Below are 17,708 nucleotides of genomic sequence, written 5' to 3'. Positions count from 1 at the left end.
GAGTTCTTTACTAAATTTCGATCCAAAACTACATTTTGTAATATTCTTTTCATTTTCAGTTTTCCTAAAATCTACAATATTCAACGATTAAGGAAATAGAATTATTTAACTGATAATCAAATATTTAATCCTTTAAAATTTACAATGACAGAACTCTTACCAATTTTAAATATGCCTGCTGTACTCTTCCGCTTGCCGTTTCTTCCCAGTTCCTCGTAAAGGGAACATCGTCAAGTGAATCAAGAGCCACAATTTCTGCAGCTGTACCACAGAAAAAGCCTGCATCTGCACCTCGCATTTCTTCTGGCTTAAAGAAGGTTTCTTTTACTGGGATATCAAGCTTTTCGCAGATTTCAAAAACGGTTTGTCTTGTAATTCCCGGAAGGATGCTTCCTTTGCCAGGAGTGTATAAAACTCCATCTTTTTCGTAGAAAACATTGGCACCTGAACTTTCGGCAACATTTCCATTTTCATCCAGAACCAGCGCTTCATCATACCCTTTGTCTTTGGCATCCTGACATGCTAATATCGAGTTTACATAATGTCCCCCCACTTTGGCTTCAACCTTGAAAGCTTTAGGATTAGGACGTTGAAAAGGGGAAGTCATGATTTTCATTTTATCTGCCAGATAACCGTTATTCCATTCCCAGGCAAGAAGTGACAGGTAGGATTTTTGCCCTTTTGAAAGGGACATATTGGGTGAACATGTGACCAGCGGACGGATATAAGCATCTGTGAAACCGTTACGCTCCAAAAGCTCGTAAGTAAGCTCTGTAAGCTGATCTACAGAATAATCGAAGGGAATATGCATCAGTTCTGCTGATCTTTTTAGTCTTTCATAATGTTCTTTTGCTTTGAAGACTTTGGTACCCTGATCCGTGCTGTAAGATTTAATTCCTTCAAAAACAGAGTAACCATAGTGAAGAGATTGTCCATAAAGATCGGTTCCGGCATCTTTCGCTTTCATAAATTTTCCGTCAAAGTAGATGGTCGTGTCGTCGTTGTAATACATGTTATAGGGTTTAAAAAAAATTAAAATGGGAATAAAAAAAGCCCTCTCACGCTGTGAGAGGGCTCAATATATGTACAGTCATATATCTTCCTTCTCACAGACGCAAGGGAATAATAATGACGATAATAATTACTGATAATAACTGATACATGTTTGTACTATAAAAAATTAAAACAAAAAAAACCGTTTCATAATTTGAAACGGTTCTATATATAATTTAAATATAAATCTATCTAAAATGCCGTTTCCTTACTGTTGCTAATGACAACAGCAATAATAGAAATGACAATGATATTTTTCTGATTCGTAAAATTCATACTGCAAATGTATAAACTTTTTAATTACTCACAAGTTTTTTTCACACTTTTTATTTTTTTCGTAAAAAATGAGTCAACGTTTCCTTTGCTGAAGCCACATCATGAACTCTTACAATTTTTGCTCCCTGCTCCAGAACCAGCCTATGAAGTTTCTGTGTTTCTTCATTGATATCCAGAGGTGATTTCCCGAGAGGTTTATAGATAAATGACTTTCTTGAAATGCCTATCAAAAGAGGAAATTTTCCAAATCCGAGGTATTCAGCTTCATGGATCATTTTCATCTGATCTTCTACTGTTTTCCCAAAACCAAAACCGGGGTCAAGAATAATATCATTCACTCCTTTTTCTAAAAGTTCTTTTGTTTTTTTGGAAAAATATTGGTTCACTTCCAGTGTAATATCTTCGAATTTTATTTTATCGTGCATGGTTTCGTAGGAGGGATTTACATGCATAAGAATGTAAGGAAGCTTCGTTTCAGAAGCTGTATCAAACATTTTGGCATCATAGTGGCCGCCTGAGATATCATTAATCAGATCAATTCCTTCATTAAATCCAAATTGTACGGTTTCTGCATAAAAAGTATCAAGGGAAATGAGGGCTTCCGGAAATTCTTTTTTAATCTGAGAAATAAGACTTCCGATTCGTTTTATTTCCTCGCCAGCACTCAAAAACTCAGCATTGGGACGTGTCGACTGAGGACCGATATCCAGTATTTCAGCTCCATCTTTCAATAGTTTTTCAGCATGTTTCAACGCTGATTTTTCATTATTAAATTTCCCGCCATCAGAGAAAGAATCCGGGGTCATATTAAGGATTCCCATAATCTTTGGAGTGTCCAGCTGTACTAAGCGGCCATTACAGTTGATTGAATGGGTGGGAGGGTCTGAGGGTTGGAAGGTTTGGGAGTTGGAGAGCATGGAGTTTATAATTGATGAATGATAATTGATTTTTGCTATCTTGCAAAATTAGTGATTTGTGAGTTTTTAATGAGAATTTAGAATCTGAAAATTATAAATTATAAGCTGGAAGCTAAATGTTCACTTTCAAATCCTAAAACTAGGTCAATCGAATTTTGAAATTCTTACCTCAGACACTCTCTAATCCTAAAACCCTAAAACTCTCACTCTCCCACTCTCCCACCCTCTTACTCACAAACTCAGCTCTTCAAATTCAAAAATCTAAAACCGAATTCGTATATTTGGAAGATTAAGAAATTTTATGTTAAAAACATCAGTACAGTTCGAGAAAATTATCAGTCAGTGCCGTGATCTTTTCGGTAAAAAACTGCAGGATTATGGTGCAGCATGGAGGGTTTTAAGACCGAGCTCCATTACGGATCAGATTTATATTAAAGTGAACAGAATCCGTACGCTGCAGATGACTGATAAAAAAATGGTGGATGAGAGTGAAGAAGATGAATTTATTGCCATTGTGAACTACTCTATCATTGGGCTTATTCAGCTGGAGAAAGGCCTTTCCAATGATTTCAATGAAAATAAGGAAGAAATTTTAGGTCTGTATGACCAATATGCCAATGAAGCAAAGGCTTTGATGGAAAGAAAAAATCATGATTATGGTGAAGCATGGAGAGATATGAGAATTTCTTCCATTACGGATCTTATTTATCAAAAAGTATTGAGAACTAAACAGATTGAGGATAACCAGGGACAAACTATTGTTTCGGAAGGGCTTGATGCCAACTATTTCGATATGCTGAATTATGCTGTCTTCTGTTTAATCAAGTTCTCGGAAAAAGAAAATCAATTCGAACCCAAAAATATTTAATATGCTCAAAGGTTTATTACGCTTTATTATTGCTGTTATTTTTATCCTTTCAGGCTTTGTGAAAGCCGTGGATCTGGTAGGTTTTTCTTTCAAAATGGAAGAATATTTTGCGCCTCCGGTTTTCAATATGCCATTTTTAGAAAAGTTTGCCCTGCTTTTTTCAATTATCGTAGTGGTATTGGAACTTTTCTTAGGATTTATGCTGCTGCTTAAATTAAAGCTTAAATTTACCTTATCCGTATTAATTGCGCTTTGTGTTTTCTTTGGATTCCTTACGTTCTATTCTGCTTATTTCAATGTGGTAACAGATTGCGGATGTTTTGGAGATGCTATCAAATTTACGCCTTGGCAGAGCTTCCTTAAGGATGTGGTGCTTTTGATAGGATTGATTATTCTGTTCATTTTATACAGAAAAGATTTCCGTAAAAAAGATGCGTATGGAATTACTCAGAAAGAGCCTTCCAACACATTTAAATATATCCTTTTAGCTGTATTCTCTTTGGGGATGATCTACGTGATGGCTCAGGGAATTATGCATGAACCCATCATTGATTTCCGTGATTATAAAATAGGAACAGACATCAAGGCTGAAAAAGGAAAAATTGAGAAAAATCCTTCTGAATATAAGACTTTCTATTCTCTTAAAAATCAGAAAACCGGAGCTGTAATAAAACTGAATCAGGATGATTATATCAAAAAAACAGAATACTGGGCAGAAGGTTCTCCATGGAAGATTGAAGATGGAAAAAATGAATCTGTACTTGTAAAAGAAGGTTATAAATCTGAAATTGTGAAATTTAAGATTGAAGATCCTACCGGAATGGAAATTACCAATGAGATCATCAATGCTCCAAAAGCTGTTTTGGTGTTCTCTTACCACCCAAAAGATGTTCCCGCTGATCTGCTTCAGAAAGTGGAAGCTAAGGTAAATACTCAGAAAGGAGCTCTTATCTACGGAATTTCTACCTATCCAAATACTTTTAAAACGATTAAAAATGCGATGATGGATGCAACTGCCATCAAAACCATTGCGAGAAGCAATCCTTTTGTACTGATTCTTGAAAACGGAAAAATTATAGACAAGCAGCCTGCGAAGGATTACGTTAATTAATTATAAATGATGAATGATGAATTATAAATGATATGTTACAACAGATATTTGTATCCAACTATCAACTATCAACTATCAACTATAAAATTTAAACACTAAACTTAAACATACAACAACTCATGCAAAAATCAAATAAATCAATCGCCGGTTATCATTTATTAATGATCCTTTCTTCTGTAGACGGAGAGTTTGCTCCTGAGGAAGGAATGCTGGTACAGCAATACATGGCGGATGAATTTCCTTTCAGAATGAATCTCGACAATGAGCTTGAAACATTGGCTCTTTTACAGCCTGAAGAATGGAAAGATCATTTTGAATTCCATGCAAGATGTTTTCACGAAGATTCTACAGAGGATGAGCGTGTGAAATTTGTTCAGTTTGCAAAATCACTGATCAAAGCTGATAATAAAGTAACTGAAGAAGAGCATACGTTTTATGTTCTGCTGAAAAACCTTTGGGGATTATAAACAACTCGAAAAAACAAAATTAAATCTATATTTAAATCTTATGAGAAGAAAAATAGTTGCAGGAAACTGGAAAATGAACAAAAATGTAATTGATGCACAACAATTGATGATTCAGTTACTAAGCTATAAAAACAACAGTGCTACCAATTGTGAGATTTGGATTGCTCCGCCTGCATTATATTTAATGATGGCAAAAGATATCTTTGAAAAGGATGAAATCGGAGTATTTTCTCAGGATATGAGCGAGCATGAAAGCGGTGCATATACTGGTGAAATTTCAGCAGATATGCTGGAATCTATTGATGCAACAGGATCATTAATCGGGCACTCTGAAAGAAGACAATACCATGGAGAAACTGATTCTCACTGTAACAGAAAAATCAAATTAGCTCTTGACAAAGGTCTTATCCCTGTTTATTGTAACGGAGAAACTCTTGAACAGAGAAAAGCAGGACAACATTTTGAGGTTGTTAAAAATCAGACTGAAGTAGCTCTGTTCACGCTTTCTGCTGAAGAGATCAAAAAAGTAGTGATTGCTTACGAGCCGGTTTGGGCTATCGGAACAGGAGAAACGGCAAGTCCGGAGCAGGCTCAGGAAATTCACGCTCACATCAGAAGCATCATTGCTGCAAAATACGGGCAGGAAGTTGCTGACGAGGTGTCTATCCTTTACGGAGGTTCTGTAAAGCCAGACAATGCTAAAGAGATTTTCTCTCAACCGGATATTGACGGTGGTCTTATTGGAGGAGCTGCTTTGAAATTAGAGGATTTCTCTAAGATTATCGAAGCTTTTAATTAGTATCTGAAATTCAATTCCATATAATAAAAACGGTGACAGATCTTCAATGTCACCGTTTTTTATTAAAACTAATTATTGAATATCGACTACATACATTGTTCCTTTGTCTACCTTACCTGTTTTAGGTAAAATTTTTGCTTTTAGATTTCCGTTTCCGTCATCTACTACTCCAAAATCATCATCATTGAAAACAGCCAGCTTATTATTTCCCAGATAAACAATTCCTTCAAATTTATCATGCTCGTAGCCCAGTTTTGCTACAAGATCTACTGCTAATGTTTTGGTAACCGCTTTTATCCCGGCATTTGTAATTTCATCCCACGAACACTGTTCCAAAGCTTTTCCATTCACTTTCATACCATCCACAGCAGCAATATCAGCACCATTTACATCAGTCGCATTACCGAGATTGATTCTGTATACTTTTTTGATACCACCCTGAGACCCAAAATTCCCATCTCTTTCTATGACCAGGAATTCATTGTTACTCAAAGCCGTAATATCACACACAGAATCAGAAGCTCCTCCATCCTGTTTATATAAGAACTGTTTGGTCTGCCCTGTAATAATATCAAATGTGACAATTCTCGTTAAAGTAGTATTAGTAGCCAGTGTTTTATTGGGTACCAGCATCATGGATTGTATTGTTCCAACCAATGTTCGTCCGTCAGGAGTCATACAAAGCCCTTCCATTCCCCTGTTGGCTCTTCTTTTAGCCAAAACAGCAGGTAATTTTCTTGGGCCTGTATTCACACCAATAGGGCTTATTCTTTCCATTTCCATACCATCTGCGCTGTAATGCACAATGTGCGGACCATATTCATCAGAAACCCAGAATGTCCCGTCAGCAGCTGCAACAATACTTTCGCTGTCAAGACCATAGTTATCAGTCCCCAGAACATTTCCGGAAGCATCATAAGCTACCTCACCCGTACTTCCCATTCCCACAGGATTTGGAAGCCCGGTAATAAGTTGCCCGAATGGATTTTTAAGTTTAATATATTTGATTACCTCTACATTCCCATCAGCATTGATTTTAAAATGCATAATGGTTGGGGTAAAATTCGGAGCAAGAAACTTCTTTCCATTTTGGAAATCAGTATTAGGTCCTCTGTCTGTAATGACGTAGAACTCGCCTTTTCTTGTTGGGTGAGCGGCCGCACCGGAACCAAATCCGCCGTTAATTACATCTACCCCATTTATAGTAGCCAGCTTTGTAAACGGAAATTCCTGAGGCAGTTTAGAATAATTAATATCCTGATTAATCATTGTTATATCATCATCACTTTTACATGAAGCCAGTACTGCCAGTACTCCGACAGACCATAGTAGTTTTTTCATATGCTATTTTATGGCAGCGAATGTATCAATTGATTGTAAACTGATATTGAATGTAATGATAATTGTTTTTTAACAATAAATAAAAATATCATTGGAGTCTGAAAATCCGAAGGCGTACAATGTATGTATTGGGCAGAGCTTTTGGATAAAAAAACTTCTAAGGCTGATTAATATGGGAACTATTTTTTATCAGCTTTAATAATATTCAGTCTTTCTTCTACTTCAGTAATCCTTTTAAGCCAATAATTAATGCCTTCCTGATTGGTTACAGTTTCTTTAAAAGCATTGCGATTTACAGCCCATAGACGGCCACTGTTTTTTTGATAATCCAGTTCGCGTTCCTTTTTATTTTCGGGTTCTATGCGGTATCTCCAAAATACCAGGGCATGCATATATTCGGAGCGGATTTTTTCCAGATACGCAATAATTGCTCTACGATCCTGGGGAATATATCCGGGGCCAGAACATCCACATGAATGAAATGTGATTCCAACAGTATACAAATCTTTGATGTGGTTCCACTGTTTGTCATCATTTTTTGCCGGAGATTTAAAGTCAAGTCCCATATTGGCCATCAGACTTCCACATTCCGGACACTTGGCTTCCACGGAAACCTGAGCATCTCTATCCACATCTTTCAGGTGGCGGCGTTTGAATGTTTTCTGGCAGTTGAAACAGGCATAATGACCTTTGTAAACCATCATGGAGTATCGGCACATATTAAAATCTTAATCTTTGGTTAAAAGTTATTTTTTATTTGTTTTTCTCCTCTTCATTAAAGTTGATTCCCATCAGGCTGCCGGCACTTTCAGGATCGTATACCGACCTTACATTTCCCCCAAGGGAATGTGAATGTACAGCTTGGGTAAGGTGTTTTCTTTTTTTAATGGGTGGCATTTAATCAGCATGACCCAAAAAATTGAAGCTATAAATATACCCGTTTTTTCTTTACAGACAACGAATAATATTTACAGCTTCCAGTAGAAATAGAAATATCGGTGTGTTATTTTGGGCTATGGGTTTGAAATTATTAATGTAGATGGGATATCAGAAAGCCAGAGACTTTTGGTATCGATCAGATTTTTCCAGCTTTTGCTGCTGATCAGCATCAGATCCTGAGCATTCAGGAAATCTTTCTCAATCTTTTTCTCGTTGTACAGGGTGATGTGATTGGGAGCTACCTGCTCTATACTTCTTATCAGTTCTTTTACTTCAATATTATTGCGGATCTGTCCTGCGGCATCCAGAATAATAATCTGAGAATTATTGTTATTGATCAGCCTTTTAGCATATTCAAGAAGATAAAAATCACTCAGATTAAAGATCGGAACAAATACTTTGTCTGCCGCTTTAAAATCTTTTTCTACTAAAATTCCCACCGGAATATTGGTTTTGTCCAGAATTTGAAGGGTAAAATCGTCAAAAGGAGAATTGTTGAATATATTTCCTTTCCCTTTTACCGTATTCAGAAGCTTTTCAGGATTAATGATCTTCGTTGTAAAGCCAAGTAATCGTCCTAATAAACTTCCTTCATACATTGATTTTCCAAGCATAATCAGTAGAAGGTCATAATGTCCTTTATTGGTAATACTGGTAAGATCACTTTCAATATCGGTAGAGGCTTTGAATAAGGTAGTCACCTCCAGATTAAGATCATGAGACGTTTCAATCACGTTCTGAAACTGAGAATCTTCATACTCATTGATATCATACGCATGCATCTCATCTACCGGAGCAATATTCATAGCAGTGATGCTTTTATTGCCGTTCATTTTATGAGTGAAATTATGTGCAAGCTTCAACAAGGTGCTTCCGGATTCCGGCTTATCAAAAGAGAGAAGAACTCTGTATTTAGAATCGTTTTCGTGAAGTGGCTCGTCCTGATTTTTTTTAGATTTAAAAATAAAATTAATGAAGTCTAACGCAGGGCCTGTCATGAAAGTGGTGAAAAGTGCCATAATCACAAGCATTGCAAAAATTTCAGGGCTTAAAACGCCGAGATCATATCCAATGTTCAGGACAATAAGCTCCATAAGACCTCTTGTATTCATCAAAGCTCCGATTGTTAGGCTTTCTTTCCAGTTAATGCCTACAAATCTGGCTGTGAGTGAACTTCCTGCAAATTTTCCGAGAACAGCAGTCAGAATAATAAATCCGGCTGTCATCCACAGATGACTGTCATTTAGAAGTCCGATCTGGGTACGAAGTCCCGTAAACACAAAGAACAACGGAAGCAAAAGTACCAAAGCCACATCTTCTACTTTATCAATAAAGAGTGTACGGAATTTTGTGTTCTCCGGCATAATAGCACCTGCCATAAAAGCTCCGAATAAAGCGTGAATACCGATTACTTCAGTAGCATATGCAGATAAGATCAGAGTCAGAAAGAAAATAGCGACCATTGGCTTGCTGATGCTATTTTTTCCTGCCTGTAGGTCTCCGATTCTTTTCAGGAATGGTCTGACAATTTTTATCATTAAAAATACATAGGCAATAGCCATAATGATCACATAGATAGAGCTTGTGAAAGAGCCTGCTTTTACAATAGCAATTACAGCAGCAAGAATACACCATGCCGTAATATCATCGGCTGCAGCACAGGTAATAACAATGGTTCCGAGCTTAGTTTTCTGAAGGTTTCTTTCCTGCACAATTCTCGCCAGTACCGGGAATGCTGTAATACTCATCGAAATAGCGATGAATAAGGCAAAAGAAGTAAACTGGATACCGTCCGGTGCAAATTCCTGATAAACGAAATAAGAAAGCCCAATTCCTAATGCAAAAGGAATAATAATACTGGCATGGCTGATCACCACTGCATCGTGAGCTTTTTTTCTTAATACACTCAGATCCAGCTCCATTCCTACGATGTACATAAAAAGAATAAGACCTATCTGACTCAGAAACTGTAGATTACCTAATGACTCTTTGGGGAAAAGAAACGCCGAAAACTCTGGAAAATACATTCCCACAAGTGATGGTCCCAGCACAATACCCGCAATCATTTCCCCGATTACAGTAGGCTGTTTTATTTTCATACAAATCCACCCGAAAAGTCTTGCAGTCATAATGATAGTGACAATTTGTGCTAATAATAAAGCAAGCGGATGGTGAAGATTGGTTTTGAATGATTCCTGGAAATTTTCCCAGGTAGAGCCGCTGCTGGTATTAGCAACGATATTTTCTTTTACTTCCAACGTCTGCCCTTCGATGATGAAATAATACATCAGACAAGAGAAGACTGCGATGGTAGTAATGTAGAAAATTAAATTTTTGTATTTCCCCAAATTCATGATTCCAATATTTTATGCAAAGTTGATAAGAATATAGTTATGTTAAATACTCTTTTTTTTAAAATGTAATGAAGGTTCTAAAAAATGTAATAAAAGTTATTTGAATGAATAGCCGAGTCCAAAGCCTATTCTCCAGTTCCCATTCTGATCTGCCGTTTTAGCATTGTAATAGGCAGGGATTTGAAAGGCAATCTTTTTATAAACCACCGTTAATCCTGCTCCCAGTGTGGGCATAATGGGACTGTTTTTGGTTCCTGAAGAGTGGTCTTCTTTAATTCTCAGGGAAGGAAGCATTCCTACAATAAATTTTATGTTTTTGCAGGTAAGATTTACATTAGGACCTGTAAAGTTGAGGTAAGCACCATGGTCTACATATCCGGCTACTACTATTCCGTCAAAAAAAGAGACTTTCAATTTTGAAGAATTTTCCTGAGAGAAACATAAGCCGGATATGAGAAGTCCTGCAGCATAGAAACAATTTTTCATTATAAAATCAATTAATTCCATGCAAAATTAAACGGATTAAATACCGAAAAACAGGAGTTGTAACAAAGGGCTTATATTCTGTAACGAAACCGGAAAGTTTTGAAAAAGACCTATTTCCCGAATAGCTCCATTAGTGAATTTTTATAAGCATCTCCAATCTGAAGCTTTAAAAAAGTGTGGTCTTCCGTAGGAATAGTAGTGATAATTTCGTTGGTTGAAAATACTTTAATGAATGAAAGTGCAATGATCTCTTTTTTGTTGACCTGAGCAAAATCTTTTGCAGGAAGCATTTCCAGAAGGTTTTTAAAATTCAGGTTTTTTAATACTATGGTAGTACCATCGCTGAGGATAATATCTTTATCTCTGCTGTCAATCTCAGAGGTTTTAATATAAGAAATCTGTTCTGTGAAAATAACCGTTTTCCCAATATTGGTATTCCATTCAATAAAGGTCTTTTTAGGAGGATCTTCTACCAGTTCTTTAGCTTTTTCGAAGGCTTGGATTAATCTTTCTTTTTTAATGGGCTTCCTTACATAATCTACCACATTTAAGTCAAAAGCTTCTGCGGCATATTCTTTATAAGCGGTGGTAAAGATGATCTTTTTGGAACCTGAAATAATTTCAGCCACCTGAAGCCCTGTCATTCCGGGCATTTCAATATCCAGAATACACAGATTGCAGTCGAGACTATCTATTTCGTTCAGAAAAATTTTAGGATCATTGAAGGCTTTTACCACTTCTACATTGTCAATCTGCTCACATAGAAGTTTCAAATAACTGATAGCCAGTAATTCATCATCCAGAATAACGCATTTTATCATAGAATTCCCCTAAATTGATTTTTAATTCTGCCGTAAAGATTCCGTTTTTTGAACTCCTTTCCAGCTGATAATAGGTACTGTAAATCATTTTAAGCCTCTGATCAAAAGACTGGCTTCCAAAACCGCTTTTCTCTTTTTCCAGAATATTTTTCAGAGAAGCTTTATTGCTGACTTTCATGGTGAAAATACCGTTTTCAAGCTCCATATAAATGGAAATAAAAGAATCCTGAGCCAGAAAATCCGTATGTTTGAAGGCATTTTCTATAAGATCTACAGAGATTAGTGGAGCAAATACCTTTTCTTCATACAGCGCATCAGATTTATTAATCCTTGATTTGATTCTGAAGTCAAAAAGTGGATTGATCTTAATTTTATTGATCTCAATAAGACTTAACGCGAAATTAAGCTCTTCTTTCGGGCTTACATATTTATTGTTGCTTTCATACAAAATATAATCCAGTACATTCGCGAGCTTATCCAGTGACATATACGTCTGATAAGCATGAGACTGCACCGAATTAAGAATATTTTTAAACAAATGCGGATTCAGCTTTGTCCCGATATGCTCCAGACGAACTTCATTAAGGCGTTGCTCAATAAGTTTGTTCGTTTCTGATAACTTGGTATTTCTCTGTTTCAGCTTCTGATTCTGGCTGAAAAGATAAATGCTAACGGTCAGAAACAGGAAAATGGCAAAAACTCCGATGAATATCAGATAATCATGAATCATGTAGTAATTGCCTTCCATGGTTTATTTTTGAAAACTATTTAAGTTTCTTAAGGTCTTTTACCGTTACAGTCTCCTCACATTTTTCAAAAGAGATCTCGTAAGACGGATTTTTTTCAGGATAGGTGATCAGATAATCCGGACATGGTTTCTTCTGTGCATGGCTGCGGTCAAAATCTACTTTTCCGTTGGTAATGATGCTGTCTTTTATAAATTTTTCATCAACCTTATAGGCAGTCATTGCATTTTTAGCTTCTTCAGAATATTTGAATTCTTTGGAAAGGCTTTCAGCAATTACGCGGCTGTTGGGTAAATACCCGCTGCAGCTTGCTCCTTTTTTGTTTAAAATAAAAAATACGATCAAAAGCCCCGGAACGAAGCCTATTGCATAAAATTTCAGTTTCTTCATTAGAAAATTAAAAGATTGATATCGTGGTACGTAAGTCCGAAACGGTCGCAGATGATCTTTTTGGTATGTCTTCCTTTGTACATATATAAGCTCTGCTTCATTTCGTTTTTGCGGATCAGCATGTTTTCAAAGCCGCCTTCTTCGTCATAATTTAAAATGTAGGAAAGGAAAAAATTCGAGATGGCCTTAGTGGTAGTTCTTGGCATTCTTGAAGTAAGGTTCGGAAGTCCGCAGTGAATGACACCGTGTTTGATGACATAAGGATCTTCCATGGTAGTGAGTTCTGAGGTTTCAATCACTTTACCGTTGTCTATGGTAATATCAATGATTACACTGCCCTTTTTCATTTTCATGACCATATCTTCTGTAACGATAGGCGTCATATTCAATCTTGGAAGTGCCCCAATCACTACATCAGCACGTCTTAAGCTTTTGCTGAGTTCTTTAGGATCAATAATAGAAGTCGGTACACGGCTGTCTACAATCGTATGAAGTCTTCTCAGTTTGGATAAAGAGTTGTCGAAAACCTTTACACTGGCTCCCAGGCCTATTGCGGCTTTCGTAGCAAATTCTCCTACAATACCAGCACCCAGAACAACTACTTCAGCAGGTCTTACTCCTGTAATACCTCCAAGCATTAATCCATTTGATAAGGCTAACAATTCCGAAGCATATAAAATAGAAACAGTTCCTGCAATTTCCCCGATTAATCTTACCAAAGCCAATTGTTTGTACTCATCAACAATAAATTCAAAAGCAATGGCATTAATTTTTTTCTCTGCAAGCTTTAAGAAATATTCCTTATCTCTAAGATTGATCTGAAGTGCCGAAACCAGATAAGTATTAGGTTTCATGTACTCAATCTCATCTTCTGTAGGAGGATTGACTTTTAGGATAAGATCCTGCCCGAAAGCTTCTTTAGGATCATTGGTGATCTTTGCTCCAGATTCGGAATATTGTAAATCTGTAAAGAATGAACCTTCTCCGGCTCCTGCTTCAATAATGATCTCATGGCCATGCTCTACCAATACCTGTACGGCGTCAGGAGTAATGCAGGTTCTCCTCTCGTTGAGACAGGTTTCTTTAGGAATTCCAATACTGAACTGTTTTCCTTTCTTTATAACCTCCAATTTTTCCTCTTTCGGCATTAATTCTTCTTCTGTGAAAGGAGTAAAAATATTTGTACTCATCCTTAAATTAAATTATGTCTTACAGATTGTTTTTTTACACTCAATTAAGAAGCAAAGATACATAATATTTAATCGAATGAAATTTCTCTGTTTTCACCCGTGTTCACAATACTCATTGTGTGGTAGTTAAGCCCGTAAAGCTCCTCTTCATACACTTCCGGCCATTCGATAATGCATAAAAAAGAATTGTCAAGGTATTCTTCAATTCCAATATCATACACTTCTTCAATGTTTTTTAAGCGGTAAAGATCAAAATGATAAACTTTTCCTTTTTCAGTATTGTATTCATTCACAATAGAATAAGTGGGTGAGTTTACTTCATCTTTACTACCCATATTTTTAAGCAAAAACTGAGTAAATGTCGTTTTTCCTGCTCCCAGGTTTCCCTTTAATAAAAGAATATTATGTTTTAGTTGGGGAATGATGCTGTCAACAACTTCCTGCCAGTCTTCGATTTGTTTTATTTTAAATTGCATTTTACCAATTATAATTTAATATGTTATTTTCTTCTTCCTTTGTCAATAAGCCCATTTTTGTATAATGATCTAGTTGATTGACCATTTGTAATGTTTCTTTAGGTTGTTGTATTTGAAAGAAACAAGATTTTTTTTGATTATTTAAAAGAATGATAATTAATTCATTTTTGCACCCTTGTGAAAAAGCACCGTCAAACTGATTGTAGCGAATAAATTTTTTCTTGTAATCACTTATTGATATTTGAATTCTTTTAATATCCTTTGTAAATAAAATTTCATTGTTTATGGTAATTTTATCTATTTCAAAAATAAGTTTACCATCAATCTTACCTTTTAGCTCTTCTGGAAACCAAATATTAATCATATATACTAGAAAACCAAGTATCATTGGAGTAAAAATACTACATCCTAGCCATTGCGGAATCTGCTTTTCAGGAATTTTTAAAATGTTCAATACAAAAAAAATGGAAACCAAAGAAAAGATCATTAATACCCAAATAATCCTTGATCTTGTCCAGACAAAATTTTTAGAAGGATTATAAATGTTGAATGTTTTATGATCGTTAGCCATTGAAAGTATAAAATTAAAATATAAACTTCAAAAATAAGGTTTTGGCAGAAAACTATGTCCATTTTGAAAATTTAAGTTTAGCATTGAAAAAGTAATTTCTTAATTTTACAGCATGATTTCCAAACAGACCATTGATAAGATATTCTCCACGATCCGCGTTGAAGAGATTGTGGGTGAATACGTGCAGTTGAAAAGAGCAGGGTCTAACTATAAAGGACTCAGTCCGTTTCATGAGGAAAAGTCTCCAAGTTTTGTTGTTTCACCAAGCAAACAGATCTGGAAGGATTTCTCAACAGGAAAAGGAGGAACGGCGATCTCTTTCCTTATGGAAATTGAGAACTTTACTTATCCTGAGGCACTTCGCCACGCGGCAAAAAAATATGGAATTGAAATTGAAGAAGATCTCCGTGAAATTTCTGAAGAAGCGAAAAATGCCCAGACGGAAAAAGATCTTTTATATAAGATCCATGAGGTGGCCAATACTTATTTTCAGGAGATCCTTTGGGATGATCATGAAGGCAGAAGCATAGGGCTTTCTTATTTCAAAGAAAGAGAGTTGAAAGATGATATTATCAAAAAGTTTCAGCTTGGGTATTCTCCTGAGAAAAAGAATGCTTTTACAACTTATGCTCTGGAGAAAGGATATACGAAAGAAATTCTTGAAAGGTCAGGACTTTCTATTTTCCCCGAGAATACCCCTGCGGGAGTAGACCGATTCAGAGAAAGGGTAATTTTCCCTATTCACAGTTTTTCCGGCAGGGTTTTAGGTTTTGGAGCAAGGATTCTTAAGAATAATGTCAAAACAGCAAAATACCTCAATTCACCGGAAACAGAGATCTACCATAAATCTAACGTTCTTTATGGATTAAACCAAAGTAAACAGGCTATTTCCAGAAAGAACGGCTGTCTTTTGGTAGAGGGATATATGGATGTGATTTCGCTTCATATGTCCGGAATTGAAAATGTTGTTGCAAGTTCCGGAACTTCTTTAACTACAGAGCAGATTAAACTGATTAAAAGGCTTACGGAAAACGTAACGATTCTTTTTGATGGTGATAATGCCGGTATCAAAGCCAGTTTCCGAAGTATTGATATGCTGTTGACGGAAGGAATGAACATCCGTGTTCTTCTTTTCCCGGATGGAGATGACCCCGATTCTTTCGCGAGAAAACATCCGCAGGAATATGTGGAAAAGTACATCGAAAATGAAGCAATGGATTTCATCGACTTTAAAGCGGAAATCCTGTTAAAAGATATCGGTAACGATCCAATTAAAAAGGCAGAAGCCATTAGGGATATTGTGAAATCTGTTTCCTTTGTACAAAATGCACTGAAAAGAGAGGTTTATCTTAAAGAGGTTTCTAATAAATTCGGACTTTCTGAGCAGAGCCTTTTCAATGAACTGGATGTTCAGAAGCAGATCACACAGAATCAGACGCATCATGTTCAGCAGCAACAGAAGGAAAAAACAGCAGCTCCGAAGATGGAGGTTGTTCCTTTGGATCAGGAAAAAGAAGATCCATTTTTGTATGATGTATTGTTCATGGAGAATAAACTTGTTGAACACATGCTGGCATTTGGAGATATTATTCTGAAACGTAGAAATGAACAGGGGGAAGAATATCAGATTACAGTAATTGAGGAAATTCTTCATCATTTTGAAGAAGAACAATATGCATTTTTAGTCAAAGGAAATGAGATTATTATCACTCAGGTAAGGGAAGGTATTCAGAAAGATGAGCTTAGAAGTGGAAACTTTTTTGTATCTTTTATGGATGAAGAGATTACCACAAAGGTTGTAGATGCTTTGATTCCTTTGGATGAGCTTGAAAACTGGGCTTCCAGAAATATTTATCCTCCTAATTATGGTGATAAAGTGGCAGATCAGATTCAGGGTGATGTTTTGCTGCACAAATACAGATATATTGATTATTTAATCACAGAAACAGATAAAGAGCTAGATATATACAGGGATACTGATGAAGGAAAGTACTATGAGCTTATCAAGAAAATTACGTTATTGAAACAGGCTTCCATGCGATTGAGTAATATCATTGAATATTCACCTATCAAAGGAATCTATGGTAGAAAAAGATAACTTGAAGTCAGATTTCTTCGGGTATTCTGTGACAAAAAGTCCTATAAAATTTTAGGAATAAATATTGTAATTTAAACCTTGAGAATATTTAAAAAATAATACATAATAGAAATATGGACATTAAAAAAGAATTCAGAGATTTCTCTGTAAAGCATTTAGGAAACAACGGTTTGGTTACCGATCAGTATATGGGAATGTATGGCCCAACCAATCTTACTCCGTACATCATGGAAGAAAGAAGATTGAACGTTGCTCAGATGGACGTTTTCTCCCGTCTGATGATGGACAGAATTATCTTCCTGGGAACAGGTATTGATGATCAGGTAGCAAACATCGTTACGGCTCAGCTTTTATTCTTAGAAAGTGCGGATCCGTCAAAAGATATTCAGATCTATATCAACTCTCCTGGTGGTAGTGTATATGCAGGTCTAGGTATTTATGATACGATGCAGATCATTAAGCCTGATGTAGCAACTATCTGTACAGGTATGGCTGCTTCAATGGGAGCTGTATTATTAGTTGCAGGAGAAAAAGGAAAACGTTCTGCACTTAAGCACTCAAGAGTTATGATTCACCAGCCTTCAGGAGGTGCTCAGGGGGTTGCTTCTGATATGGAGATCAACTTAAGAGAGATGCTGAAATTAAAGCAGGAGCTTTATGAAATCATCGGTCATCACTCAGGTCAAACGTATGAATGGGTAGAGAAATCTTCTGACAGAGATTACTGGATGACTTCTGAAGAAGCTAAAGGCTACGGAATGGTAGATGAGGTTTTACAAAGATCTACAGAGAAAAAATAATCTAT

19 protein-coding genes are annotated in these 17,708 nt (G+C 36.2%); 6 read left to right on the top strand and 13 right to left on the bottom strand.

Annotation, left to right across the window (positions count from 1 at the left end; translation table 11 throughout):
* Positions 1 to 139: 139 nt before the first annotated feature.
* Both ilvE and folP read right to left on the bottom strand, forming a co-directional pair.
* Positions 140 to 1,012, bottom strand: coding sequence for a branched-chain-amino-acid transaminase (ilvE, locus tag CLU97_RS06035; RefSeq protein WP_121487121.1), 873 nt, complete (start codon positions 1,010 to 1,012; stop codon positions 140 to 142).
* A gap of 367 nt (positions 1,013 to 1,379) precedes the next feature.
* Positions 1,380 to 2,150 carry a dihydropteroate synthase gene (gene folP / locus CLU97_RS06030; RefSeq protein ID WP_121487120.1) on the bottom strand — a complete coding sequence of 257 codons (771 nt, stop codon included), beginning with the start codon at positions 2,148 to 2,150 and terminating at the stop codon, positions 1,380 to 1,382.
* 397 nt (positions 2,151 to 2,547) lie between these two features.
* On the opposite strand from folP, the gene CLU97_RS06025 reads away from it, so the two are divergent.
* From CLU97_RS06025 to tpiA, 4 genes are all read left to right on the top strand, one after another.
* A complete protein-coding gene (locus CLU97_RS06025) occupies positions 2,548 to 3,114 on the top strand; it encodes a DUF1599 domain-containing protein (protein ID WP_121487119.1) in 567 nt (188 codons plus the stop codon).
* A gap of 1 nt (position 3,115) precedes the next feature.
* The gene (locus tag CLU97_RS06020) at positions 3,116 to 4,225 is read left to right on the top strand and encodes a BT_3928 family protein (RefSeq protein ID WP_121487118.1); all 1,110 of its coding nucleotides are present in this window, start codon (positions 3,116 to 3,118) and stop codon (positions 4,223 to 4,225) included.
* Between the two features lie 119 nt (positions 4,226 to 4,344).
* The gene (locus CLU97_RS06015; protein WP_034692300.1) at positions 4,345 to 4,692 is read left to right on the top strand and encodes a TerB family tellurite resistance protein; all 348 of its coding nucleotides are present in this window, start codon (positions 4,345 to 4,347) and stop codon (positions 4,690 to 4,692) included.
* 40 nt (positions 4,693 to 4,732) lie between these two features.
* The gene (gene tpiA / locus CLU97_RS06010) at positions 4,733 to 5,491 is read left to right on the top strand and encodes a triose-phosphate isomerase (protein WP_121487117.1); all 759 of its coding nucleotides are present in this window, start codon (positions 4,733 to 4,735) and stop codon (positions 5,489 to 5,491) included.
* Between the two features lie 72 nt (positions 5,492 to 5,563).
* Here tpiA and CLU97_RS06005 read toward each other — a convergent pair whose 3' ends face one another.
* The 11 genes from CLU97_RS06005 to CLU97_RS05960 all read right to left on the bottom strand — a co-directional run bounded on the left by CLU97_RS06005 (position 5,564) and on the right by CLU97_RS05960 (position 14,805).
* On the bottom strand, positions 5,564 to 6,832 hold the full coding sequence (locus tag CLU97_RS06005; protein ID WP_121487116.1) for an esterase-like activity of phytase family protein: 1,269 nt from the start codon (positions 6,830 to 6,832) through the stop codon (positions 5,564 to 5,566).
* A gap of 179 nt (positions 6,833 to 7,011) precedes the next feature.
* The gene (locus CLU97_RS06000) at positions 7,012 to 7,536 is read right to left on the bottom strand and encodes a hypothetical protein (RefSeq protein ID WP_317125975.1); all 525 of its coding nucleotides are present in this window, start codon (positions 7,534 to 7,536) and stop codon (positions 7,012 to 7,014) included.
* 49 nt (positions 7,537 to 7,585) lie between these two features.
* Complete coding sequence (locus tag CLU97_RS23595; protein ID WP_183084645.1) at positions 7,586 to 7,729, bottom strand: hypothetical protein; 144 nt, start codon at positions 7,727 to 7,729, stop codon at positions 7,586 to 7,588.
* Positions 7,730 to 7,845: 116 nt separating this feature from the next.
* Positions 7,846 to 10,125, bottom strand: coding sequence for a cation:proton antiporter (locus CLU97_RS05995; RefSeq protein ID WP_228437544.1), 2,280 nt, complete (start codon positions 10,123 to 10,125; stop codon positions 7,846 to 7,848).
* 96 nt (positions 10,126 to 10,221) lie between these two features.
* Complete coding sequence (locus CLU97_RS05990; RefSeq protein WP_121487114.1) at positions 10,222 to 10,611, bottom strand: hypothetical protein; 390 nt, start codon at positions 10,609 to 10,611, stop codon at positions 10,222 to 10,224.
* A 110-nt stretch (positions 10,612 to 10,721) separates the two neighbouring features.
* The gene (locus CLU97_RS05985; protein WP_121487113.1) at positions 10,722 to 11,432 is read right to left on the bottom strand and encodes a LytR/AlgR family response regulator transcription factor; all 711 of its coding nucleotides are present in this window, start codon (positions 11,430 to 11,432) and stop codon (positions 10,722 to 10,724) included.
* Entirely contained in the window at positions 11,407 to 12,180 is a 774-nt protein-coding gene (locus CLU97_RS05980; protein ID WP_121487112.1) for a histidine kinase, read from the bottom strand. Before CLU97_RS05980 ends, CLU97_RS05985 begins: the two co-directional genes overlap by 26 nt.
* Before the next feature lie 16 nt (positions 12,181 to 12,196).
* Entirely contained in the window at positions 12,197 to 12,568 is a 372-nt protein-coding gene (locus tag CLU97_RS05975) for a hypothetical protein (protein WP_121487111.1), read from the bottom strand.
* Entirely contained in the window at positions 12,568 to 13,758 is a 1,191-nt protein-coding gene (locus CLU97_RS05970; RefSeq protein ID WP_105702451.1) for an alanine dehydrogenase, read from the bottom strand. The genes CLU97_RS05975 and CLU97_RS05970 overlap by 1 nt, the downstream gene beginning before the upstream one ends.
* Positions 13,759 to 13,826: 68 nt before the next feature.
* Positions 13,827 to 14,234 carry a tRNA (adenosine(37)-N6)-threonylcarbamoyltransferase complex ATPase subunit type 1 TsaE gene (tsaE, locus tag CLU97_RS05965; RefSeq protein WP_121487110.1) on the bottom strand — a complete coding sequence of 136 codons (408 nt, stop codon included), beginning with the start codon at positions 14,232 to 14,234 and terminating at the stop codon, positions 13,827 to 13,829.
* A 1-nt stretch (position 14,235) separates the two neighbouring features.
* The gene (locus CLU97_RS05960; protein ID WP_147436453.1) at positions 14,236 to 14,805 is read right to left on the bottom strand and encodes a hypothetical protein; all 570 of its coding nucleotides are present in this window, start codon (positions 14,803 to 14,805) and stop codon (positions 14,236 to 14,238) included.
* Positions 14,806 to 14,917: 112 nt separating this feature from the next.
* Between CLU97_RS05960 and dnaG the strand changes: the two genes are divergently transcribed.
* Positions 14,918 to 16,903: a DNA primase gene (gene dnaG / locus CLU97_RS05955; protein ID WP_121487108.1), complete on the top strand. Its 1,986-nt coding sequence runs from the start codon at positions 14,918 to 14,920 to the stop codon at positions 16,901 to 16,903.
* A 113-nt stretch (positions 16,904 to 17,016) separates the two neighbouring features.
* Entirely contained in the window at positions 17,017 to 17,703 is a 687-nt protein-coding gene (gene clpP, locus CLU97_RS05950; protein WP_027373257.1) for an ATP-dependent Clp endopeptidase proteolytic subunit ClpP, read from the top strand.
* Positions 17,704 to 17,708 lie beyond the last annotated feature (5 nt).

It is taken from the genome of Chryseobacterium sp. 7 (assembly GCF_003663845.1).
Lineage (GTDB): Bacteria > Bacteroidota > Bacteroidia > Flavobacteriales > Weeksellaceae > Chryseobacterium.
Note: the sequence above shows the minus strand (reverse complement) of the source record. Positions and strands in the feature narration are given on the sequence as shown.